Origin of the sequence: Halomonas sp. THAF12 (assembly GCF_009363675.1) — a bacterium.
Lineage (GTDB): Bacteria > Pseudomonadota > Gammaproteobacteria > Pseudomonadales > Halomonadaceae > Halomonas > Halomonas smyrnensis.
Window position 1 is genome coordinate 24,714 of sequence record NZ_CP045401.1, and the last position, 23,181, is coordinate 47,894.

Below are 23,181 nucleotides of genomic sequence, written 5' to 3' on the forward strand. Positions count from 1 at the left end.
ACACCATGGAAATGACAATATAGGCGCAGCCATATGCTAGGTCAAACAGCACATAGACCATGCGCCTGTTAAGAAATGAATGATGAATGGCGAGAGGGAGAGCCAGAGAGGCAGAGGATCAGAGAGAGGGACGGAGGGAGCCGATCGAAGAATCATATACTTTAGGACTAGGAGGTTTCTAACAGGCTGGGGCATTTACTATTGTATATATGATAGAATAAAGAGGTCCGCTATCGGCCAAAAGCGGACTAACCCTCGGGGGCTATTATAGTTGGATTAAACCTTTCCCCCATCTGAATGGTTGCATTCCACCACAAGAAAACCTTGGTTTTCTTTACATGATGGCCAGAGAGAGGGCCATAGGACACTGCTGAAGAGGCCCCGCGACCTACCTCATAGCCCCACAGGTACCGGAAGCTGCCCGGTAAGCTCTATGATGGCCTCCCGCGGCATCGGCCTGGCGAAGTAGAACCCCTGCAGCAAGTCGCAGTTGCGGCGGATCAGGTCCTGCTGCTGCTCCCGCTCCTCGATGCCTTCGGCCACCACCGTCAGGTCCAGGTGATGGGCCATGGTGATGATGCCTTGCACGATGGCGGCGTTGCTGCGGCTGGTGGCAATGTCCTGGATGAAGGCCCTATCGAGCTTGACCTTGTGGATCGGCAGGTCGCGCAGGTAGCTGAGGCTGGAGAAGCCGGTACCGAAGTCGTCCAGCGCGACCCGGATCCCCAGCGCCTTGAGCTCGTTGATCAGCGTGATGGCCTGCTCGGCGCCGTCAAGCAGCACACTCTCGGTGACCTCCAGTTCCAGTAGCTCGGGCGGCAAGTCGGCATCGTCCAAAGCCGCCTTCACGTCGGCCAGGAAGCCGTCACGGCGAAACTGCAGTGAGGAGATGTTCACGGCAACCGGCCCCCCGAGCCCGCCTGCGGCACGCATCGCCGCGGCGTCCTGGCAGGCACGTCGTAGGATCCAGCGCCCCAGGGGAATGATCTGGCCGGTCTGCTCGGCCAGCGGGATGAACACCCCAGGCGAGATCATCCCACGCTCGGGGTGGTGCCAACGGATCAGGGCCTCCATGCCGCGGATACGTCCGTTCACCGCCTCCACGATCGGCTGATAGTAGAGCTCGAATTGATCTTGGCGCAGTGCCGTGTGCAGATCGTGTCGCAACAGCACCGCCTCTTCGGTACCGCGATGTTGGTCGCCCTGATACCAGTACCAGGTATTACGCCCCTGCTGCTTGGCATCGCCGACCGCCAGATCGGCACGCTGCATCAGCTCATAGGCATACGCCACGCTCTCACAGTTGCAGGCGATGCCGATGCTGGCACTGATGTGCAGGGCACGGTCCTCGATCAAGAACGGCTGCGCCAGAGCACTCAGCACGTCCTCGGCCATCTCGACCCCGGCCTGGCGGCTGTCGAGGCCAGGCAGTAGCAAAGCAAACTCGTCGCCGGTCATACGAGCCAGGCTCGCGTCACCGTCCACCACCTGACGCAGACGCTCGCTGACCGCCACCAACAACTGGTTGCCGATGTGATAGCCCAGGCCGTCGTTGACAGCCTTGAAGCCGTCCAGGTCGAGATGCATCACCACCAGCAGCCCCTGATCCTCCTGAACCCGCTCGAAGGCCGCCTGAAGGTGTTCATCGAAGGCGGTGCGGTTGGGCAGGCCGGTGAGCAGGTCATGGGTTGCCTGGTGGGCGATCTGCGCTTCCTGTTCGCGCTGCCGGGTGATGTCCTGCTGGATGCCGATGTAGTGCGTGCAGGCACCGTCGGCATCGAACACCGGGCTCAGCGAGAGGTGGTTCCAGAAGGGCGTGCCGTCCTTGTGATAGTTGCGCAGGGTAGTCTCGGTGGACTGTCGCTCGATGATCGCCCGGCGAATGACAGCAAGCGCCTCGGGGTCAGTGTCTGGCCCCTGCAGGAAGCGGCAGTTGCGGCCCAGCACCTCCAGAGGCGTGTATCCAGTGAGGCGATAGAAGGCCTCGTTGGCATACACCAGGGGCATGTCGGGCTGGGTCGCGTCGGCCATGACCACGCCGTTGGGGGTGGCCTGGATGCCTCGCTCCAGTAGAAGGCGATCCTCTTCCTCCTGCTTGCGGGCGGTGATGTCACGGCAGACGCCGTATACCCCCACCACCTCGCCATCCACCGAGACCGGGAAGTTGAGGATCTCCAGCCGATAGGGGTGCCCATCGCGGTGGGTGCCCATGGTTTCGTACTGGTGCGACCCGCCCTGTCGGGCAATATCGAACCCGGCCAGGGTCAGCTCGCGATACTCAGGCTCAATGAACTCGTTGAAGTGCCGGCCAATCAAGGCGTCTTCGGGATACCCCGTGATCCGTGTCAGCGCGGCATTACCCCGCTGGAAGTGACCCTCCAGGTCGAACTCGTAGACCCCGTCGGGGTGGTTCACGAACAACGAGCGGTGCCATTCGGAGAGGGCTCGGTGGCTGGAGGCATCGCGGTCACGCAGGATCGCCAGTGCCACCAGCGCCGCGGCCTGCTTCATGCGCCGACGACCAGTATCGGTAGGCTGCTTTGGCTCGCGGAAGTAGATGCCGAAGGTGCCCAGCAACTCACCTTCGGCGGTCAGCACAGGATTGGACCAGCAGGCTCTTAGCCCTTCTCGATCGGCAGCATCGCGAAACGGCGTCCAGCGCGGGTCGTTGCGAATGTCCTCGGTGACCACTGGCTCGCGGCAGAAGGCCGCGCTGCCGAAGGAAGCCGCATCGGGCCCGATGGGCACCGCTTGAAGGCACTCTTCGTAGGCCCTGGAGAAGCGCTGGCTGGGGATGAGGCTCAGGGTCTGACGGCGGGAATCGAAGCGCATGAAGGCCACGATGCCATCTGGCAACAGGATCTCGATCCAGCGGGCAATGGCATCCAAAGTCTCCTCGAGCGGCACCTGCTTCGCGATCCGTTCATGAACGTCCTGCTGCGCCTCCATCAGCGCTAATTCGTTAAGCACTACCGTGCCTCCATGCCGCCTTTCTCCTGGGGGTACGTGCGCTCTGGTTCACTTACCACCCTCCATGGGAAGGATAGTGGCCGAGCCGGTCCTGACGGGCAAGGTACACGCGCCTCACGAGCCATATCGTCTACCGAAGATGACGCTACGAGGCTTTTGCTGGATACTTGCGCGCGCTCGGCGAGCAGGCATGCCTCGCCTTGCTCCTGACGTCGTGAACTCTTCGCCTGCACGGATTGCGGCTGACCTGCTTCGAGGCTCCGCCATTGATCATTAAAGCGTTCTGGGCCCGCCTGACGGTGGCGGTCCTGCTCCCTGTATCCCTGGTCACCCTGACCCTGACGCCGATCGTCGTCTCGCACCTGGAAGAGCGAGTCGACGGTACGCGCCGGTCGGCAGAAGCCCTGCTCGCGTCTGAATACGACCTGCTCCTGCGCGGCATGAATGAAAGCTTCAACCAGGTGCTGGCCACCGCCGAGTACCCGCTGCTCAGACGTTTCCTGTCCCGTCAGGACGCTGCCGAAACACCGACATGGGGCCTGGCGGCGCAAAGCGACTGGGAGCAGCTGGAGGCCCTGTTCGATACCCTGCTGACGCACTTCGGCCGCTATACGCGCCTGGCGGTGGTCGACACTGAGGGGCGTGAGTGGGTGGCCACCTCTACGGTCCCGCTGCTACCACGGCCACCGGTGGTCGACCATGGCACCTCGACCGCCTTCCTTCAGGCCATGGCCCTGCAGGCGCGGGACCTGTATGTCTCTTCCCCTCACCTCGGCGCCTCCGGTGCAGAGCAAACGCCGGTGACCACCGTCATCGATATCGCCACGCCGATCGTCGGTGATCAGGGCGAGCGCCTGGGCGTGCTGCTGTTCACCCTCGACTGGTCACGCCTCACCGCCTCATTGCCGCATGCCCGCGAGAGCCGCGGCGAGGCCCTGTTGGCGGGAGCCCAGGGGCGATGGCTCTTGCCCGATACCGACGGCCAGGAGGCGCGCTTCGGCCAGCCCGTGGCCACACACTGGCCAGCGGCCTGGAGCGCGATGTCCGACCGCAACCAGGGTACCGTCACCCTGGAGAACCACCTGCTCGCCTTTCGCAGCCACGATCTGCGCACCCAGCACTATCGCAGCCAGGCCGGCACCATCATCAGCGACCCGGGTACCCAACCCTGGCGACTCGGCATCCTGATGCTGCGCCCGACGCTCTGGGGGCTACTCAAGGAGAACCCGGTGCAGCCGCTGGCCATCGCCTTGGTCTACCTGTTGTCAGTGGCCTTCGGGCTGTTCTGGGTCCTCAGCAACCACCGGCTCCGCGGGCTACGGCAGCGTGCATTGCTGTTCTCTCGCGAGGCCCGCCAGTATGCCAACGAGGTACAGGACCTCTACGAGCACGCCCCCTGTGGCTATCACTCCCTGGACAGCGATGGCCGGGTCATCAAGATCAACCGCACCGAGCTGGAGTGGTTGGGCTATCGCGCTGACGAGGTGATCGAGAAACGCCGCTACCGGGACTTCGTGACCCCGGAGACCCGCGCGGCCTTCGATGCCGCCTTCCGCCAAGTGCTGGGGGAAGGCCAGGAGGGCAGTGCCGAGTGCGAGCTGCAGTGTCGCGATGGCACTCGTCTGCCGGTGGCGATTCAGGCCACCGCCCAGGTCACCGACGACGGCTTCCAGTATTCCCGTGCCATGGTGTTCGACCTCAGCGAGCGCAAAGCGCTGGAAGAGCGATTGGAACGACAGGCGCTCGCCGACCCGCTCACCGGCCTCGGCAACCGCCGCGCCCTGGAGGACCAAGCCGCCATGGAGATCGCCCGCGCCGAGCGCAGCGGGGCGCCGCTGTCGCTGATCGCCGTCGACCTCGACCACTTCAAGCGCATCAACGATACCTATGGCCACGACGTGGGCGATATGGTGCTGCAGGCCTTCGCCAAGCTGGCCCGCCAGGTGCTGCGTGATGGTGATGTGCTGTGCCGCATGGGCGGTGAAGAGTTTGCCGTGCTGCTGCCCGATACCCACCGCGAGCAGGCCCTACAGGTCGCCGAGCGCCTCCGCGAGGCGGTTGCCACCACCCCCGCCCAGGTCGGCCAGGACGCCACGGAAGACGGCACACTGGCCTACACCGCCTCACTGGGCGTGACGCTGGTGTGTGCCGGGGAGACCACCCTGAAACCGGCCATCAAGCGTGCCGACCAAGGGCTCTACGCCGCCAAGGAGACAGGGCGCAACCGTGTGGAATGGGAAGAGGCCTGACCCCTGACGAAAAATGCCCCTGGTGACGGGACCGACACCAGGGGCAAACAAGGGCAAATAATCAGGGAAGCGCCTCTGGCCAGAGGCGCAGTGCCAATGCCTACGCAGGGGCAAGCTTGCTGAATATTAGCACCCTCACATGATGCCCCGAGTGTCGCTTCATTCCCACCCCAGGCCCGAGGCCCTCCACCACACAGCGTGTCAGGAGTCGGCTGCTCGGCGCTCCGAGGCTTCGGAGTGACTGGCCTTCAAGGCGGCATAGAGGGCTGTCTTGCTGACCTTGATCCGGGCGGCGGCCTCACGGACGTTCAGCCCATTCGCCAGGTGCTCCCTCGCCCGCTTCAGCTTGTCGTCGGTGACGACGGGCTTGCGTCCTCCTTTGCGCCCACGAGCGGCGGCAGCGGCCAGTCCCGCCTTGGTGCGATCACGGATCAGGTCGCGCTCGAACTGCCCCAGGGCGCCGAACACATGGAAGATTAGCCGCCCACCCGGCGTGGTGGTATCGATGGCTTCGGTCAGCGACCGGAAGCCGACACCACGCGCCTCCAGGGTGCTGACCACCTCGATCAGATGCGGCAGCGAGCGTCCCAGCCGATCCAGTCGCCATACGACCAGCACATCCCCCACGCGTAGGAACTCCAGGGCCGCCGTCAGGCCGGGGCGTTCCGCCTGGGCCCCGGAGACGGTGTCATCGAAGATTCGCTCGCACCCTGCCTTGAGAAGCGCATCGGTCTGCAAAGCGGAGTCCTGCTCCGCCGTCGAGACCCGCGCATAGCCGATCAGTGCCATGGACCGCCCTTTTGTCCGCTTATCCGTCCGTCTATCTTATTGTCCGCAAACCCATCCTACAAGCTTATTCTCGGACACTGTCCGGCTTGGCCGCCTAACGATCGTTTTCTGGACACCCTTCGTTGCATGTAACGGAAGGGAGCGCCACCCTGTTACATGAAACGAAAGGAGGATTCGCCATGGTGGCAACCGACAACGTGAACAACCGGGTGAAAAGGCACCGTGCTGCTTTGCGAGCGGCCGGCCTGCGCCCGATCCAGATCTGGGTACCGGATACCCGCCAACCCGGCTTCGCCGAAGAAGCCCGCCGTCAGTGCGCTGCCGTTGCGGCTGCCGACGCCCGGGATCAGGATCTGCAGGACTTCATGGATGCCGCCCTCCTGGACCTGGACGACGACGAGTGTGACGCATGAGGCGTGGCGACCTGGTGACCATTGCCCTGTCAGGTGACTTCGGGAAGCCGCTTCCCGCCCTCATCATCCAGTCGGATCAGTTTGCTGGAACCGGCAGTGTGACGGTGTTGCTGCTCTCCAGCACCCGAGTCGATGCCCCGCTGATCCGTCTCGATGTGGAGCCCACCCCCGACAATGGCTTGCAGCGACGCTCCCAGATCATGGTGGACAGCCCATGACAGTGAAGCGAGAGAGGGTAGGAGAGGCCTTCGGCCACCTCGACGACAGCACCATGGTCGCCGTCAACAGAGCGCTGGCCGTCTTCCTGGGCTTCGCGTGAGGGAGAGGGTGTACCGCTTGGTTTATTTACGTCGCTGGACACACTTTTCAGCCCACTTTGCCCGTTGACTCGTCGAGGTCAGTCATAGCAGGCTCTTCGCTATCAAGTATCACCCTGTCACGACCACCACGTTTGGCCCGGTAACTGGCAGCATCGGCGCGGTCGAGAACAGCCTTGATTGACTCCTCACCTGATTGGAAGTGGCTCACGCCGATGCTGGCAGTCACGTACCAGCGCTTATCCCCTTGTTCCACGGGGCAAGACCCAATCTGCTCTCGCAGTGCCTCGGCGAGAACCAGCGCCTGATCGGGGCTACAACCACTCAGTAGCACGGCAAACTCATCCCCGCCCTGGCGAGCGGCATGATCACTGCTTCGCACCACGCTGCGCACTGCGTCCGCCACCTGCTGCAGCATGCGGTCGCCTAGTGCATGCCCCCCCTGGTCATTGACCGGCTTGAAGTGATCGAGGTCGAAGAGCAGTACCGCTGTCGGCGTGCCAGTCTTCTGCCACTCCACCAGGGCTTCTTCAAGATAGCGTGTCAGGCCACGTCGGTTGAGTAGTCCGGTCAGCGGATCGTGCTCGGTCTCCCAGCGGCGCAGAGCGTTTTCATGGCGGTCCTGGGTGATATCGCGCACCATCCCGACGATACCGATGAACTCACCTTCGACATGAATCGCTCCAGCATGTACGTCCAGCCAGCGCGGGATACCTTCAGCACCCAGGAGGCGGAACTGGCGCATGAAGTCGCAGCGGCCGGCCAGGCTTTGATGCCAGGCCTCTATCACGGCTGGACGGTCCTCAGCATGGATCCGTTTACCCCAGGTATCCATATCGAGCGATTCATCACCTCCCAGAAGCTCCTCGAGGGCAGCATTGATGAAGGTCACCTGCCCTCTCGAGTCCGTGACGAACATCCCTTGAGGCGAAGCGGCCAAGGTGCCTCGCAACAAGGCCTCACGCTCCGCCAGATCCTGCAAGTTGCCCCGTCGCTCGCGCTCGGTCTCGTTGATCACATCAATGACCCGGCGCAGCTCAGGCATGTGCGTAGGAATTTCCAGCAGATAACGCCGTTCATTCTGAAGCTCACGGACCTGCTCTGCCAGGCGTGTCAGTGGACGAAGCGTCAACCAGATCAGCCCCCCGACCAAGGGTAGAACCAATACCAGCGCCCCCCAAGCATGGAAGGAGATGCGTTGCATACCGGCCACCAGCGGCGCCTCGGCCTGCGACTGTGGCAGGTGCACGCCCACGATCCAGCCGGCTGGCCAGATCTGACGATACGCTACCAGCTGGGCTTCACCGGTGACTGCCTTGCCGGCGCTTTCCCCCTCCCAGCCGTACAGTGCTCGTTCGAGCACCGGAGAAAGCTGCTCTGGAAGGGCAACGATAGGCTGCTCCTGATCAGGGTGAAATAGCCGCTTGCCGGACGCGGTGGTAATGGTGACATACCCACCGTCGCCCAGGCGCAGCCGCTCGAAGCTCTTGAAGAGTCGGCTCTCATTGATGTTGACCAGGCCTCCCAAAAAGCCGGTGTAGCGTCCCGCGCCGTCTCGCAACGGGACCAGCATCATCACCAAAGGAGATCCGGTGATGCGCCCCACGAAAGGCTCGCTGACGTACGGGCGCCGGAAAGCATGCATGAAACGCGCATACTCTCGATCGGGGAAGCTGGCCCCCACCCGGCCGTCACCGATAGGCCAAGCGTCTACAACTCGTGTGTCGCGATCGAAAAGAGTGAGACCTTCGAAGAGGGGAGACAAGGAGTGTCCATGCTGGGCATCAAGGGCACCACGGACTGGTTCAGGAATCTGCTTCGCTAACTGCTCCAACTCATCCAGACGCTCATCGACCTGATAGGTGATGGAATTGCTGATCAGCTCAGCTTCATAACGCAGGTGCTGGTGGTTGGTCTCGTCCACCAAGATACGACCCGCTTGCCAGCCGAGGGTCAGAAGCGTCACGCACAACACCCCCCACAGCATCGCGGCGCCAACCAGCAAGCGTCCACGCAGAGTCATCAGAGGGAGCTTGAGAGGGAGTTTCAGGAGACCCAAAATTTCGGTGTCAGCACCAGGTCTCTTTGCATTAGAACTTGATGTCATCAGCATTATGCTGCACCAGAATATCTCTAGCCGCCAGAGCCCCCACCCTCCTCAGACAAAAAGCCCCTGGTGACGGGGAGGCACCAGGGGCAAAATAATGGGTATCCGGATTATCTGGTTGGTATGCGAGAGCGAAAGGTGGCCGACAAACTCAACCCACAACGGATTAGCTGGTTGATGGCTCGCTGAGTACGCTCACTTGCTAGAGAGCAGATACTTCACCAAACAGGCGATGCCCAGGACCAGTAGCAATAGTAGGGCAATTCCGATCACTGGCATTATCCAGCCCATCGCCCCCATCATCCCGCAATCTGGTAGTGTCGTGTTCATCGTGACAGGGCTCCCTGTGGTGTCCATGCCCAAAACCCGTGGTGCCGCCGCCCAGTGGCACCACGGTCGCGCTCATATCGTTCACCCGGCACAGCAGGACAACTGCGTCACATCCTTGGTGAAAGTCTGGGCACAGAGCTTGAGCCCTTCCACCATGGTCAGGTAGGGAAACAGCTCATTGGCGATGTCGTGTACGGTCATGCGTGCGCGTAGCGCCATCACCGCCGTCTGGATCAGCTCACCGGCTTCCCCCGCCACCGCCTGCACCCCCAGCAACCGGCCCGAGTCGCGTTCGGCCACCAGCTTGATGAAACCACCGGTGTCGAAATTCACCAGCGCACGCGGCACGTTTTCCAGGTCCAGCTCACGGGTATCGACGCTGAAGCCTTGCTCGATGGCCTCGGCTTCCGTCAGGCCGACGGTGGCCACCTGGGGGTCGGTGAAGATCACCGCCGGCATGGCGCTCAGGTCCAGGGTGGCTTCGCCCCCGGTCATGTTGACGGCAGCCCGGCTGCCCCCGGCGGCGGCGACATAGACGAACTCCGGCTGATCGGTGCAGTCACCGGCGGCATAGAGCCCCGGCACCGTGGTGTGCAGATGCTCATCGACCAGAATAGCCCCATGTGCGGTTTCCACGCCGAGGCTCGCCAGGTTCAGGGCCTCGGTATTGGGTGTCCGTCCGGTGGCCACCAGCAGTTGATCCGCCCGCAAGGTGCCGGCGTTGGTGTCGACAATGAATTCATTGTCGGTGTAGTCCACACGGCTCGCCTGGGTCTGCTTGAGGACCTCGATGCCCTCGCGGCGAAACGCCGCCTCCACCGCATCCCCTACCGCCGGGTCTTCCTGGGAGAGCAGGCGGCTGCGGGCCAGCACCGTGACCCGGCTGCCCAGCCTGGCGAAGGCCTGGGCCAGTTCCAGGGCCACCACCGAGGCGCCGATCACAATCAGCCGCTCGGGAAGAGTGTCCAGGGCCAGAGCACTGGTAGAGGTCAGGTAGGGGGTGTCGGCAAGACCCGGGATCGGCGGTACTGCCGGTCGGGCGCCAGTACCGATGAAGGCGCGGTCGAAGTGGACGACCTGCTCGCCGCCCTCGTTCAGCTTGACCATCAGGCTATGGGCATCGATAAACCGGGCCTCGCCGTGCAGGACAGTGATGGCCGGGTGGTCGCGCAGAATCCCCTCGTACTTGGCGTCACGCAGTTCCTCGACACGTCGCTGCTGCTGCTCGAGCAGCTTGGCCCGATCCACCACCGGCGCCTGGGCGCTCAGGCCTGCATCGAAGGGACTTTCCGTACGCAAGTGGGCAATATGGGCCGCGCGAATCATGATCTTCGAAGGCACACAGCCTGTATTGACACAGGTACCGCCGACGGTGCCGCGTTCGATCAGGGTGATCCGGGCGCCGCGCTCGGCGGCCTTCAGGGCCGCCGCCATGGCGGCGCCGCCGCTGCCGATCACCGCGATGTGCGGGGCGTCTTCATCACGGCCCTTGGACACCGATGCGCCTGCCGGGGAAGTGGGCCCACTGTTGGCCAGTCGAGCTTGGTAGCCAAGTCGGGTCACGGCAAACGTCAACGCCGAGGCCGGTGTCCCCGGATCAACGGCTACCGATGCCGTCCTCTGAGGATAGGATACCTCCACCGACTGCACGCCGGGCAGCTTCTCCAAGGCTTCCCTGACATGATCCGCACAGCGGTCACAGGTCATGCCGCTCACGTTGAGTTCAATCATCACGTTTCTCCGAGTCTTCATTAGTAAAGCCGGCATCCTGCTTCCGCTTGTGGTATCGCGCGTAGAGAGGTAAGCCGATGACGATGGCCAGGACGGCAAACAGCAGGTAATCGAGATAGCCTGCCAACGCGGCCAGGCCCGCCGTACCGAATAGCACCAGGGCGATTGGCCCGGCGCAACACAGCACCATCAACCCGGTGCCAAGCACGACGCTTATAAATTTCTGCGAATCTTTCACGCTTATTCCTTCACCGTGACGGACAAGCTCGTAAACAACTCACCCGATGACCGCGATGTGCAGCTGCTTGATGTCACTCAGGGGGCGTATTCCTTGATTTGATAGAGCCGTTGTCACAACAGGCGTCGAACTGCTTCTTACGCCAAATCGCATAAATGGTCAGGCCGATGAAGAAGGCCAGGGCCGGCAATAACACAACGTCGAGATAGCCCGTCAGCGCCGCCAGGCCCACCGTGCCAAGCAGGATCACCAGGATCGGCGTAAAGCAGCACAATGCCACCAGGACGGTGCCGATCACGCTCACGCGCAGCAGGGTCTTGGGATTCTTCATGATCACTCTCGATCCGCTTGCGAGGATGTCGGGGTTGATGGATACCCAGCGTTGGTGGTGGCCTCGGTCAATGCCTCCACCGACGTTCGGGCGTCGTCAAAGGTGACCACGGCCTCGAGATCCGCGTAGCTCACGTCGACTTGCGAGACGCCGTCCACCTTGTTGAGGGCGGCCTTGACGGTGATCGGGCAGGCGGCACAGGTCATGCCCGGCACCGACAGCTTCACGGTCTGCAAGGCCGCTAAGGCGGGCGTGCTGAGCAGGGCGAGTAGCGCGATGAAGGCGAAACGAGCTTTCATGGTAGATCTCCTTTTAATAGAACAAGGGCAAGACGTAGGGGAATACCAGGGCGATTAGCACCAGCAGCGATACGAGCCAGAAGATCGCCTTGTAGCCCGTCCTGACCCGTGGCACGGCACACACCTCTCCCGGCTGGCACTTTTCCACTGGCCGAAAGACGCGACGCCAGGCGAAGAACATCGCCACCAGCGCGACGCCGATAAAGAGCGGGCGATAGGGCTCCAGCGACGCCAGATTGCTGATCCAGGCGCCGGAAACGCCCAGCGTGATCAGAACCAGCGGGCCGAGGCAACACGCCGAGGCCAGGAGGGCCGCGACTCCTCCGGCGGCCAGGGGCCCTCGCCCCGTTTTAGGTGTCCGCATTGACGATTCTCCTTTCGGGATGGGGGGAGCTACGATAAGGTTACTTCCGTAGCTTGGTACGGAGTCAAGCATCATGAAGAGACATGCAGATAAAGTGGCGGACACCATGACCATTGGCGGCCTGGCCAAGGCGGCCGGCGTCAATGTCGAGACAATCCGCTATTACCAGCGACGAGGGCTATTATCGGAGCCCGAACGACCTCCCGGAGGTATTCGACGCTATAGTGCCGCCGATATCGACAGGTTGACGTTCGTGAAAACGGCGCAGCAGCTGGGCTTTAGTCTGGATGAGATCAGTGACCTACTTCGGCTGGAAGATGGCGCCCACTGTCAAGAAGCCAGTGCTCTCGCAGAGCACAAGTTAGGGGACGTTCGCGAGAAGATCGACAGGCTTGAAAGAATTGAGAAGGTGCTGAGCGAAATGGTCGACCGATGCCATGCACAACAAGGCAATATCACTTGCCCGCTAATTGCGTCATTGCATGAAGGGCTCAGAGAAGCAGAAGACCCAAGGGAGTAAATCACCTTCAGTTCGTAGAAAACAACGCGGTCAAAGAGTCGCAATCATCTATGGACCATGTCGACAAGGAAAGTTTGCATGACCAGCTTGCCTGACAACATCCTGCACCTTCCCGAGTACCACGTCCTAGCCACCAAGATGGAAGAGCATGATCTCCACTACCAGGTCGAAGCTCCTGAGCCTCTAGCTTGCGAGGAATGCGGCGTTGAGAGTGAGTTTGTCAGGTTCGGCAAGCGCGATGTGGCCTATCGCGACCTACCCATCCACGGAAGGCGGGTCACCCTCTGGGTGGTCCGTCGCCGCTACACCTGCCGGGCGTGTGGAAGGACGTTCCGGCCAGCTCTTCCGGAAATGGTAGACGATCACCGCATGACGCGGAGGCTTTACAACCACGTCGAGAAGGAAGCCTTCAATCACCCCTACGCCTACGTGGCTGATACCACGGGCCTCGACGAGAAGACTGTCCGCGAGATATTCAAGAAGAAGGCTGAGTTCCTGGCAGCCTGGCATCGCTTCGAGACACCCCGCTGCCTGGGGATCGACGAGCTGTACCTGAACCGCCGCTACCGCTGCATCCTGACCAACCTGGAGGAGCGTACCCTACTGGACCTGCTGCCCGGTCGCCAGCAGGACGCGGTGACGAGGCGCCTCATGAGCATGACCGAGCGCCACCAGGTCGAGATCGTCAGCATGGATATGTGGAAACCCTACCGCCGTGCTGTCCAGGCGGTGCTGCCGCAGGCTCGCATTGTGGTCGATAAGTTCCACGTCGTGCGAATGGCCAACGAGGCCTTGGAAAAGGTCCGCAAGGGGCTCAGGAAAAAGCTGACGTCCAACCAGCGCCGAACCCTCAAGGGTGACCGGAAGATCCTGCTGAAGCGCGCTCACGATGTCTCAGATCGCGAACGGCTCATCATGGAGACCTGGACAGGGGCATTCCCCCAGCTCTTGGCGGCCTACGAGCACAAGGAGCGGTTCTTCCACATCTGGGACGCCACAACCCGGCGTGACGCCGAGAAGGCGCTGACTGCCTGGATTGACGACATCCCACAGGGGCAAAAGGAGGTCTGGAAAGATCTCGTCAGTGCTATCAGTGGCTGGCATGAGGAGATGCTGACCTACTTCGAGACCGACATCCCGATCACCAACGCCTTCACGGAGTCAATCAACCGGCTGGCCAAGGATAAGAACCGCGATGGCCGTGGCTACTCATTCGAGGTGATGCGGGCCCGGATGCTCTACACCACCAAGCACAAGAAGAAGGTGCCGCAGACCAAGGAATCCCCCTTCCTGGGCAAGGCCACCATGACCTACAGCATGGGTCTTCCCGAGCCTGAGAAAAACTACGGCGTCGATCTATCAACCTTCTGGAAGAGTTAAGGGTTCGAAGGAGCAAGGGGCTCCATCTACCACTTAATCCGGATACCCGCCTTAACTAGTCAGGAACTTAGCCATCCATGCGCTTCCTCAAAACCTTACCTCAGCGAGACAACGGGCAGCCCGGCTTACCCGGGCTGCCAAAGGATTCCGCTAGTTATTTAGGCTGTCGCACAACACGCAGATACGGTGTCTTCTCGTCCCAGCCTTCGGGAAAGCGCTCTTTGGCTTCATCACTCGATAGTGAAGGGGAGATAATGACGTCCTCACCGCTCTGCCAATCCACGGGGGTCGCCACCTTGTGCGTGTCGGTCAGCTGAAGCGAGTCGATAACCCGTAGGATCTCGTCGACGTTGCGCCCGGTACTCGGCGGATAGGTCAGCATCAGGCGTATCTTCTTGCTGGGGTCGATGATGAAAACGGTGCGTACCGTCACCTTGGGATCGGCTTTGGGATGAATCATCCCGTACAGCTCAGCGACCACCTGATCGTCGTCGGCCAGCAACGGGTAGTTCAGCGCCGCACCCTGGGTGGTCTCGATATCCTTGGCCCAGCCGGTATGCGAATCCAGCGGATCGACGGACACACCGATCAGCTTGGCGCCACGCTTGTCGAACTCACTTTTGCGCTTGGCAAACGCGCCAAGCTCTGTCGTGCAGACAGGCGTATAGTCGGCCGGGTGAGAAAATAGCACGGCCCAGCTATCACCAAGCCATTCGTGGAAGCTGACGGTGCCTTCCGTTGATTCGACCGTGAAATCGGGGGCTGTCTCTCCAAGTTGCAATGCCATCACGCTATCCTCAGGTTAGATATTTGGAAGATGCAGCTTAAACGCTAATCCTTATACCCACCATAAGGTCAAGCCTCTTTTGAAAAGGCTACAGCCCAGCAGTCTGGCGTGTAGCTAATCAAACGATGTGCTTGCCTTAGGGCCAGATTAGGGTTTTAGAATCAAGGGCTGGACTCAGCCGGCCGACTCATGGCCCTCACTACCTCAGGAAGCGATAGCCCTTGGAATCTCTCTCTTCTATCGGTCTGATTGGCGCGTTTGCAGGTGGCTTGATCTCCTTCTTCTCGCCCTGCACGTTGCCGCTCTTGCCGGGCTACCTTTCCGTCGTCACGGGCGGCAGCGTCAACAAACGGGACAAGAAAATCGAGGCGCTGATACTGAGCGTTTTCTTTGTGACTGGCTTCACACTGGTATTCATCATCCTGGGGCTAGGTGCCAGCTCACTCAGTCAGCTCCTGCGAGGCTACCGTCAGGAGCTCAACTGGATCACAGGCTCGGTGGTCATCCTGCTAGGGGCCTTCATGACCGGCCTGTTCAACGTCCCGATCTTTCAGCGTACCTTACAATTCAATCCTCGTTTTCAGGGCGGATCGCCGCTGTCGGCCACGGCCTTCGGCGTATCGTTCGCCATTGGCTGGACGCCCTGTATCGGCCCCATCCTCGGTGCGATTCTGATGGCTACCTCCAATGCCGCCAGTGCACAGCATGGAATGATCTATCTGAGCGTGTACTCCGCCGGGTTGGCGTTGCCCTTTCTGGCGAGTACGCTCTGCGTCAACAGCCTCAGCCGCCATAGCAAAAAGCTTGGCAGGTGGAGCGCCTACACCCGGCCGGTCGCCGGTATAATCCTGATTCTCATGGGCATCGCCATCGTCTCGGGCACCATGACACGGCTCTCCAGCTTCATGATCGGCCTGTTTCCCTCCCTGGCGACGCTGGGATAAGCGGGAATAGCGAAGCATGGCGGAAGCGAAACGTCTGACAGGGCGATACTGCGGTTGCAGCAGTAACCCAAGCTCGCATGCCGAGAAGCGCAATGAGTCGCCGCGACCAACACACCATGCATTCACAATGTCGCTGCAAGGTCCGGCGTGTCTCTGCTCAGCGCTTATTGCCTGAGCCAGCCCTACATAGTTGTTGTTTGCTCTCCTCGCTGATACCCGCCAGGATGCCGCAGGCACTGATTTCTCGTCCATCATTGCAACTCGCCCTCAGGGCAACGAGCTGTTTCTCAAGCGTCTGCAGTGCGGTTATCTGCGACCGCACATGAGAGATGTGGTCATCGAGCATGGCGTTGACGGCGGTACAAGGCTGGTGAGGGCCGTCCTGATAGCTCTGTAGCTCGCGAATCTCTGCCAGTGACAGGTCCAGGATTCGGCAGCGACGGATAAAGGCAAGCTGCTCGATATGCCGCTTCGTGTAGATACGGTAACCATTCTCCTGCCGGTCTGGCAATGGCAACAGGCCCCGCTGCTCGTAGAAGCGGATCGTCTGGGGGTCGACACCCGCTATCTGTGCTAACTGACCAATGCGCATCAGGCTTTCTCCTCAACGAATCATCTGTCCCATTGACCTTATGGTGGCTATATGGTTTTTAATACTAGCAATCTATGTTGGTTAACTGGAGCCGTATCGTGAGTAAATCCTGTGATGGCCCATGTGGCTGCGATGCAACGCCTGCAGCGGATACCGATATGCCGGTCTCTTCCGAAGCGTCAGGGGAATGGGTCAGCGTGTATGCCGTGCCGAAGATGGATTGCCCCTCAGAAGAACGGATGATCCGCTTGGCGCTGAACGGCTTTGATGAGATTCGAACGCTGTCCTTCGACTTGTCGAACCGTCGGTTGGAGGTCGTGCATGACGGCGAGGCTGAGCCCATTACCGCGAAACTAGCGACCTTGGGGCTAGGCGCCTCTCTTCAGGAAACCGTCATTGCCGACCCAGAGACAATCAGGGCCGCTGAGAGCTCGGCGGCTTCTGCCGCGCAAGAGTCCGGCACCCTGCGTTGGTTACTCGGTATCAATGCCGTCCTGTTCGTGGTGGAAATGACGACCGGCCTGATCGCGCACTCCACCGGCCTGATTGGAGAATCCCTGGACAATTTTGCCGATGCGGCCGTGTACGGGCTCGCCCTGTATGCCGTAGGGCACAGTGCGAAGATGCAGGTGCGTGCCGCGCATCTGGCAGGGGTACTGCAACTGATTTTGGCTATCGGCGTACTCGTCGAGGTGGTGCGACGCTTTGTTTTCGGTAGTGAGCCTGAATCGCTGATGATGATGGCGATTGCATTCGTCGCACTGATTGCCAATACCACCTGCCTGCTGATGATATCCAAGCATCGCGAGGGCGGTGCGCATATGAAGGCAAGCTGGATATTCTCGGCCAACGACGTGGTGATCAACATGGGCGTCATCGCCGCAGGCGCCCTGGTGGCGTGGACCGGATCCAATTATCCGGATCTGATTATCGGCAGCATCGCGGGGGTCATTGTGCTCAACGGTGCCAGGCGCATTCTGGCGCTCAAGGCGTGAAGCTGCGCAGCGCGTAGCTATCGCGATTAGAATTCTCGATCGAAGCGACTTTACGATCGATGCGCTAGGCCTGAACGCCGACGAGTAGCGCGAGGTCCGGAGCCAGGAAGATGATGGATAGTATCTGGCTGGTACTCGGCCTGGCGCTGCTTCCCGCGTTGGGAAACTTCAGTGGTGGGCTCGCTGCGGAGGCCTCCCGAACTACCGGGCGCCGTCTCAATTACGCCCTTCATGGCGCCGCCGGCCTCGTTATTGCGGTAGTGGCGGTGGAAATCATGCCACGCGTGCTGGAGGGCCTTTCAGCCTGGGTAATCGCCCTCGCTTTCGCGCTGGGTGGCATTGCTTACGTAGGCATCGAGAAGCTCGTTGAGAGTCTCCAGAAGCGGCAAGGTCAGCAGGGAGAAGGCGGTCAGACGAGTGTCTGGATGATCTATATCGCCGTGTCCATCGACCTGTTCAGCGATGGCCTCCTGATCGGGGCGGGGTCGGCGGTCTCACCGTCGGTCGCGATAATCCTGGCGGCGGGTCAGGTGCTCGCGGATGGCCCTGAGGGGTTCGCGATGATCGCCAACATGAAAGACAAAGGGATTCCCCGCAGCAAGCGCTTGCTGATCTCTGCCTCCTTAGCGGTTCCCGTACTCTCGGCAGCCGTCTTTGCTTACTTCGTACTCAGGAACCAGCCGGAGGCATTTAAGCTAGCGGCACTGACGTTCACGGCAGGCCTTCTCACGGTCGCTGCCATCGAAGATATGGTCTCCGAGGCTCACGAGAGCGGTGACGATACGCACATCTCACCGCTGGCTTTCATAGGCGGCTTCGTCCTGTTCGTTCTGGTATCAGCGGGCTTGGAAGGGGTGGTATCGCAAAGCTAACGTACTGCTCCCCAACACAGCCACTGTCGTGCTGGCCGAATACGAAGCAGCTCCCAGCTTACGGCGCACCTAGTCGAGTCCAGAAACATTCACTTTGCCACCCTGGCCAGCCGGCCGAATGAATTGACGCAGCTTGATTAAGCGGAGCAAGAAAGCATGAGCCACAGGGTTGATCCTGGATTCGGAGGCGAGAATGGCGGGTGATAAATACGCGCTACCCTCTGGCCTATACATTGGCGTGCGCCACAAGTCGCTTCTAACAGGGGTGATGGCCCTGCTTGCCGGAGGCGCCATGCCGCTTGCCTTTGCCCCTGTGGGCTGGGCATGGCTGGCGGTAATTGCTCTGGCAGCATTTTTTGCCCTGACCTCGCAGCCCTCAAGACGTCAAGCTCTATGGTCGGCCTACCTCTTTGGCCTTGGTTACTTCGGCGTAGGAATCTCCTGGGTCTTTATCAGCATCAGCCAGTACGGCAATGGCGCGGAGCTATGGTGATTTCTGGTGTACGGGAGGAGGTAGGAAGGGTGGCGTATCCTGTTGATTGATCACGACCAAGATCTCAATCAACAAGAGCGGATACGCCATGACCGATTCTACTCTCCGAGCCCTGTCGCAGCCAGAACCCGAGACCTCTGACCCGTTGCACGAATTGTTGCGCCAAGGGGCACGAGACCTGATCGCCAAGGCCGTGGAGGCCGAGTTGGCCACCTTCCTGGCTCAGTATGCCGACACGACTCTGGAGGACGGTCGGCAGGCGGTGGTACGCAACGGCTATCTGCCGGAGCGCACCGTGCAGACTGGCATCGGTGACGTCACCGTCAAGGTGCCCAAGGTGCGGGACCGAAGTGGCGGCCAGGCCTGCTTCAACAGCACCCTGTTGCCGCCCTACTTGAAACGGGCCCGTAGCGTCGAGGAGCTGATTCCCTGGCTCTATCTCAAGGGCGTCTCCACCGGCGACTATCAGGAGGCCCTGTCGGCCCTGCTGGGTGACCAGGCGAAGGGGCTGTCGGCCAACACGGTCTCGCGACTGAAGGCCCAGTGGCTCGACGAGCACAAGGTCTGGTGTCAGCGGGACCTGGCGGACCGCCGCTATGTGTACTGGTGGGCCGATGGCGTCTACAGCAATGTGCGGTTGGATGACCGCCTCTGTCTGCTGGTGATCATCGGCGTCACGGCGCATGGCCGCAAGGAACTGGTCGCCGTCGAGGATGGCCATCGCGAGTCGGAAGCCAGTTGGAAAGAACTGCTCACGGGCCTGCGAGAGCGTGGCCTGACAGAGGCCCCCAGGCTGGCGATCGGTGATGGTGCGCTCGGTTTCTGGAAGGCGCTGAGCAAGGTCTATCCGACCACGGCGCACCAACGTTGCTGGGTCCACAAGACGGCCAATGTGCTGAACAAGCTGCCCAAGTCGGTGCAGCCCAAGATCAAGGCCGACCTTCACGAGATCTGGATGGCCGAGACGCGCGAGGCGGCCCATCAGGCCTTCGACCGCACGCTGAAGCGCTTCGGCGCCAAATACCCCCAGGCGATGGAATGCCTGGCCAAGGATCGGGACGAGCTGCTGGCGTTCTATGACTTCCCGGCAGAGCATTGGGTGCACATCCGCACCACCAACCCGATCGAGTCGACCTTCGCCACGGTCCGCCTGAGGACCAAGCGCAGCCGGAACTGCGGCTCTCGGGACACGACCCTGGCGATGGTCTTCAAACTGCTCCAGACCGCCCAGAAACGCTGGAGGCGGATCAAGCACTTCCAGAAGTTGGAGCTGGTCGTCAGCAACGTCAAGTTCCAGGACGGGGAGCAGGTAGCCGATCAGTCAGACAGGAATGCGGCCTGACCGTCATCCACCAGATTTGACAATAACTCAATGGCCCCGTGGTGGCGGTGTTAGCCACGGCGGCCTTTGTCTCGCTGCTCGCCCTCTTTCCATGGGGCGTCGTGTATCTCGTGCGCCGCCTGCGCCCTGAGATGGACGCAATGACGCTCTGGCTAGGACTACCGGCGGCATGGGTGCTGAGTGAATGGATGCGCACCTGGTTCTTGACCGGCTTTCCCTGGCTCTTCATTGGCTACAGCCAAACCGACACCACATTTGCCACCATCGCCCCCGTCTTTGGCGTACTTGGCGTGAGTTTTCTGGTGGCGCTGCTCGCTGGCGGGCTTGCCTGGGTTATCCTGGGGCCAAGCCTGCGCCGTGCTGCGGTAGTCGGTGCCGTGTTAGTCGCTACCCTCGCCGGCTTGCAACTGCTGGATCGTGAATGGACGCAGCCAGCCGCTGACCCAATCGATGTCGTCCTATTGCAAGGAAACATCGCGCAAGACAAGAAATGGGACCCGAGCTACCGGGACATCACACTTGAGCGCTATCAGGCGCTTACCGCGCAGCATCTCGGGGCCGACATCGTGATCTGGCCAGAAGCGGCAATCCCGATGTGGCATGACCAGGCCAAAGAGTATCTTGCTGAGCTTGAGGCGTTAGCCGATCAGGCAGGCACATCGTTAATGATTGGCGTCCCGGTACGCGAGGCGGAGGGCCGTACCTACAACGCCGTGGTAAGCCTCTCCGATCCCTCAGGCTTCTACTACAAACGCCACCTGGTGCCCTTCGGTGAATATGTTCCGTTTCGGGATCTTTTGGGGTCGGCCCTCGACGTGCTCGGGGCGCCCATGTCCGACTTCACACCGGGACGGGAAGCGCACGTCCTGAATGCAGCAGGGGTGCCCGTAGGGGCACTCATCTGCTACGAGGCGGTCTTTGGTGCCGAAGTCACTGAGCTTCTGCCCGAAGCGCAGTTACTGGTGAATGTCAGCAACGATGCCTGGTTCGGCAGCTCGCTCGGCCCCCTCCAGCATTTCCAGATGGCACGCATGCGTGCCATCGAAACCGGACGTGACCTTCTTCGAGCCACGAACACCGGTATCACAGCAGCCATCAATCATGAGGGCAAAGTGCTCAAGCGTGCTCCGCAGTTCGAAGTGGCCACCCTCAGCGCCGAAGTGACACCGCGAACTGGCGCGTCCCCTTATGTGCGCTGGCGGGATTGGCCTGTCCTTGGCCTGACCGCACTCGGACTCGGCCTGCTCCTGCTCCGTCGAATTCGTCGGCATCATCGGTTGGGTACATGACGCTTGTTATTTAGCAGCGAGCAAATTCTAGATTGGGTCAGGAGGAAGGGGATATGTCTACTTATGGCAGTCGGCTCGCAGAGAAAGCCCACGAGCCGGGAAAGGCGATGCGCTGGCTGTGGCTCTCGCTCCTGTTACTGTTTGTCGATCAGGCGAGCAAGTACCTTGCCAGCACCATGCTAGCGCATGGTGAAAGCGTGCCTGCCGCACCCTTCTTCAATTGGGTCCACCGCCACAATACGGGGGCGGCCTTCAGCTTTCTCGCGGATGTCGGCGGTTGGCAGCAGCCGCTTTTCATCGGACTGGCCCTGGTTATCTCGATATTACTGGTGTACTGGCTTTGGCGTTCACCACGCGTACTGAGTTATCGGCTCGCCCTCAGTGCGATCCTCGGCGGCGCGTTGGGCAATGTCGCAGATCGCTTGCGGTTAGGCTACGTAGAGGATGAGTTATTGTCAAATCTGGTGGATGACGGTCAGGCCGCATTCCTGTCTGACTGATCGGCTACCTGCTCCCCGTCCTGGAACTTGACGTTGCTGACGACCAGCTCCAACTTCTGGAAGTGCTTGATCCGCCTCCAGCGTTTCTGGGCGGTCTGGAGCAGTTTGAAGACCATCGCCAGGGTCGTGTCCCGAGAGCCGCAGTTCCGGCTGCGCTTGGTCCTCAGGCGGACCGTGGCGAAGGTCGACTCGATCGGGTTGGTGGTGCGGATGTGCACCCAATGCTCTGCCGGGAAGTCATAGAACGCCAGCAGCTCGTCCCGATCCTTGGCCAGGCATTCCATCGCCTGGGGGTATTTGGCGCCGAAGCGCTTCAGCGTGCGGTCGAAGGCCTGATGGGCCGCCTCGCGCGTCTCGGCCATCCAGATCTCGTGAAGGTCGGCCTTGATCTTGGGCTGCACCGACTTGGGCAGCTTGTTCAGCACATTGGCCGTCTTGTGGACCCAGCAACGTTGGTGCGCCGTGGTCGGATAGACCTTGCTCAGCGCCTTCCAGAAACCGAGCGCACCATCACCGATCGCCAGCCTGGGGGCCTCTGTCAGGCCACGCTCTCGCAGGCCCGTGAGCAGTTCTTTCCAACTGGCTTCCGACTCGCGATGGCCATCCTCGACGGCGACCAGTTCCTTGCGGCCATGCGCCGTGACGCCGATGATCACCAGCAGACAGAGGCGGTCATCCAACCGCACATTGCTGTAGACGCCATCGGCCCACCAGTACACATAGCGGCGGTCCGCCAGGTCCCGCTGACACCAGACCTTGTGCTCGTCGAGCCACTGGGCCTTCAGTCGCGAGACCGTGTTGGCCGACAGCCCCTTCGCCTGGTCACCCAGCAGGGCCGACAGGGCCTCCTGATAGTCGCCGGTGGAGACGCCCTTGAGATAGAGCCAGGGAATCAGCTCCTCGACGCTACGGGCCCGTTTCAAGTAGGGCGGCAACAGGGTGCTGTTGAAGCAGGCCTGGCCGCCACTTCGGTCCCGCACCTTGGGCACCTTGACGGTGACGTCACCGATGCCAGTCTGCACGGTGCGCTCCGGCAGATAGCCGTTGCGTACCACCGCCTGCCGACCGTCCTCCAGAGTCGTGTCGGCATACTGAGCCAGGAAGGTGGCCAACTCGGCCTCCACGGCCTTGGCGATCAGGTCTCGTGCCCCTTGGCGCAACAATTCGTGCAACGGGTCAGAGGTCTCGGGTTCTGGCTGCGACAGGGCTCGGAGAGTAGAATCGGTCATGGCGTATCCGCTCTTGTTGATTGAGATCTTGGTCGTGATCAATCAACAGGATACGCCACCCTTCCTACCTCCTCCCGTACACCAGAAATCACCATAGCTC

Annotated in this window: 22 protein-coding genes and 1 pseudogene; 12 read left to right on the forward strand and 11 right to left on the reverse strand. The window is 61.2% G+C overall.

What is annotated here, in order from left to right:
* Nucleotides 1-393: 393 nt before the first annotated feature.
* Nucleotides 394-2,970: an EAL domain-containing protein gene (locus tag FIU88_RS18825; protein ID WP_253065017.1), complete on the reverse strand. Its 2,577-nt coding sequence runs from the start codon at nt 2,968-2,970 to the stop codon at nt 394-396.
* A 266-nt stretch (nt 2,971-3,236) separates the two neighbouring features.
* Here FIU88_RS18825 and FIU88_RS18830 point away from each other — a divergent pair, with 266 nt between their 5' ends.
* Entirely contained in the window at nt 3,237-5,219 is a 1,983-nt protein-coding gene (locus FIU88_RS18830) for a diguanylate cyclase (protein ID WP_152478307.1), read from the forward strand.
* A 201-nt stretch (nt 5,220-5,420) separates the two neighbouring features.
* On the opposite strand, the gene FIU88_RS18835 is transcribed toward FIU88_RS18830, so the two are convergent.
* Entirely contained in the window at nt 5,421-6,008 is a 588-nt protein-coding gene (locus tag FIU88_RS18835; RefSeq protein WP_152478306.1) for a recombinase family protein, read from the reverse strand.
* A 179-nt stretch (nt 6,009-6,187) separates the two neighbouring features.
* On the opposite strand from FIU88_RS18835, the gene FIU88_RS18840 reads away from it, so the two are divergent.
* On the forward strand, nt 6,188-6,421 hold the full coding sequence (locus FIU88_RS18840) for an antitoxin MazE family protein (protein ID WP_152478305.1): 234 nt from the start codon (nt 6,188-6,190) through the stop codon (nt 6,419-6,421).
* A pseudogene (locus FIU88_RS18845) lies at nt 6,418-6,740 on the forward strand (type II toxin-antitoxin system PemK/MazF family toxin). The gene FIU88_RS18840 and the pseudogene FIU88_RS18845 overlap by 4 nt, the downstream one beginning before the upstream one ends.
* A gap of 47 nt (nt 6,741-6,787) precedes the next feature.
* On the opposite strand, the gene FIU88_RS18850 reads toward FIU88_RS18845, so the two are convergent.
* From FIU88_RS18850 to merT, 6 genes are all read right to left on the reverse strand, one after another.
* Nucleotides 6,788-8,851, reverse strand: a complete 2,064-nt coding sequence (locus FIU88_RS18850; RefSeq protein WP_152478304.1) for a diguanylate cyclase — start codon at nt 8,849-8,851, stop codon at nt 6,788-6,790.
* Between the two features lie 405 nt (nt 8,852-9,256).
* Complete coding sequence (gene merA / locus FIU88_RS18855; RefSeq protein WP_008957401.1) at nt 9,257-10,906, reverse strand: mercury(II) reductase; 1,650 nt, start codon at nt 10,904-10,906, stop codon at nt 9,257-9,259.
* On the reverse strand, nt 10,899-11,144 hold the full coding sequence (gene merF / locus FIU88_RS18860; RefSeq protein ID WP_008957402.1) for a mercury resistance system transport protein MerF: 246 nt from the start codon (nt 11,142-11,144) through the stop codon (nt 10,899-10,901). Before merF (FIU88_RS18860) ends, merA begins: the two co-directional genes overlap by 8 nt.
* Nucleotides 11,145-11,217: 73 nt before the next feature.
* On the reverse strand, nt 11,218-11,475 hold the full coding sequence (gene merF / locus FIU88_RS18865; RefSeq protein WP_008957403.1) for a mercury resistance system transport protein MerF: 258 nt from the start codon (nt 11,473-11,475) through the stop codon (nt 11,218-11,220).
* Between the two features lie 2 nt (nt 11,476-11,477).
* The gene (gene merP / locus FIU88_RS18870; protein WP_006911918.1) at nt 11,478-11,774 is read right to left on the reverse strand and encodes a mercury resistance system periplasmic binding protein MerP; all 297 of its coding nucleotides are present in this window, start codon (nt 11,772-11,774) and stop codon (nt 11,478-11,480) included.
* A gap of 13 nt (nt 11,775-11,787) precedes the next feature.
* Nucleotides 11,788-12,138 (reverse strand): mercuric ion transporter MerT, encoded by a 351-nt coding sequence (merT, locus tag FIU88_RS18875; protein WP_008957404.1) that lies wholly within the window; start codon nt 12,136-12,138, stop codon nt 11,788-11,790.
* Nucleotides 12,139-12,211: 73 nt separating this feature from the next.
* Between merT and merR the strand changes: the two genes are divergently transcribed.
* Entirely contained in the window at nt 12,212-12,658 is a 447-nt protein-coding gene (merR, locus tag FIU88_RS18880) for an Hg(II)-responsive transcriptional regulator (RefSeq protein WP_006911920.1), read from the forward strand.
* A gap of 78 nt (nt 12,659-12,736) precedes the next feature.
* The gene (locus FIU88_RS18885; RefSeq protein ID WP_008957405.1) at nt 12,737-14,038 is read left to right on the forward strand and encodes an ISL3 family transposase; all 1,302 of its coding nucleotides are present in this window, start codon (nt 12,737-12,739) and stop codon (nt 14,036-14,038) included.
* A gap of 154 nt (nt 14,039-14,192) precedes the next feature.
* On the opposite strand, the gene FIU88_RS18890 is transcribed toward FIU88_RS18885, so the two are convergent.
* The gene (locus FIU88_RS18890; protein WP_152478303.1) at nt 14,193-14,825 is read right to left on the reverse strand and encodes a peroxiredoxin; all 633 of its coding nucleotides are present in this window, start codon (nt 14,823-14,825) and stop codon (nt 14,193-14,195) included.
* Nucleotides 14,826-15,046: 221 nt separating this feature from the next.
* On the opposite strand from FIU88_RS18890, the gene FIU88_RS18895 reads away from it, so the two are divergent.
* Nucleotides 15,047-15,769, forward strand: a complete 723-nt coding sequence (locus FIU88_RS18895; RefSeq protein ID WP_253742709.1) for a cytochrome c biogenesis CcdA family protein — start codon at nt 15,047-15,049, stop codon at nt 15,767-15,769.
* Between the two features lie 157 nt (nt 15,770-15,926).
* On the opposite strand, the gene cadR is transcribed toward FIU88_RS18895, so the two are convergent.
* The gene (gene cadR / locus FIU88_RS18900) at nt 15,927-16,361 is read right to left on the reverse strand and encodes a Cd(II)/Pb(II)-responsive transcriptional regulator (RefSeq protein WP_152478302.1); all 435 of its coding nucleotides are present in this window, start codon (nt 16,359-16,361) and stop codon (nt 15,927-15,929) included.
* Between the two features lie 98 nt (nt 16,362-16,459).
* Here cadR and FIU88_RS18905 point away from each other — a divergent pair, with 98 nt between their 5' ends.
* From FIU88_RS18905 to lspA, 6 genes are all read left to right on the forward strand, one after another.
* Nucleotides 16,460-17,356, forward strand: a complete 897-nt coding sequence (locus FIU88_RS18905; protein WP_152478301.1) for a cation transporter — start codon at nt 16,460-16,462, stop codon at nt 17,354-17,356.
* Between the two features lie 110 nt (nt 17,357-17,466).
* Entirely contained in the window at nt 17,467-18,228 is a 762-nt protein-coding gene (locus tag FIU88_RS18910; RefSeq protein WP_224420027.1) for a ZIP family metal transporter, read from the forward strand.
* A gap of 193 nt (nt 18,229-18,421) precedes the next feature.
* The gene (locus tag FIU88_RS19470; protein ID WP_253742707.1) at nt 18,422-18,721 is read left to right on the forward strand and encodes a hypothetical protein; all 300 of its coding nucleotides are present in this window, start codon (nt 18,422-18,424) and stop codon (nt 18,719-18,721) included.
* An 88-nt stretch (nt 18,722-18,809) separates the two neighbouring features.
* Nucleotides 18,810-20,063 carry an IS256 family transposase gene (locus FIU88_RS18920; RefSeq protein ID WP_152478300.1) on the forward strand — a complete coding sequence of 418 codons (1,254 nt, stop codon included), beginning with the start codon at nt 18,810-18,812 and terminating at the stop codon, nt 20,061-20,063.
* A gap of 41 nt (nt 20,064-20,104) precedes the next feature.
* Nucleotides 20,105-21,352, forward strand: coding sequence for an apolipoprotein N-acyltransferase (lnt, locus tag FIU88_RS18925; protein WP_253742706.1), 1,248 nt, complete (start codon nt 20,105-20,107; stop codon nt 21,350-21,352).
* A gap of 53 nt (nt 21,353-21,405) precedes the next feature.
* Nucleotides 21,406-21,852 (forward strand): signal peptidase II, encoded by a 447-nt coding sequence (lspA, locus tag FIU88_RS18930; RefSeq protein ID WP_253742705.1) that lies wholly within the window; start codon nt 21,406-21,408, stop codon nt 21,850-21,852.
* On the opposite strand, the gene FIU88_RS18935 is transcribed toward lspA, so the two are convergent.
* Nucleotides 21,828-23,081 carry an IS256 family transposase gene (locus tag FIU88_RS18935; protein WP_152478300.1) on the reverse strand — a complete coding sequence of 418 codons (1,254 nt, stop codon included), beginning with the start codon at nt 23,079-23,081 and terminating at the stop codon, nt 21,828-21,830. The two genes, lspA and FIU88_RS18935, sit on opposite strands and share 25 nt — an antisense overlap.
* Nucleotides 23,082-23,181 lie beyond the last annotated feature (100 nt).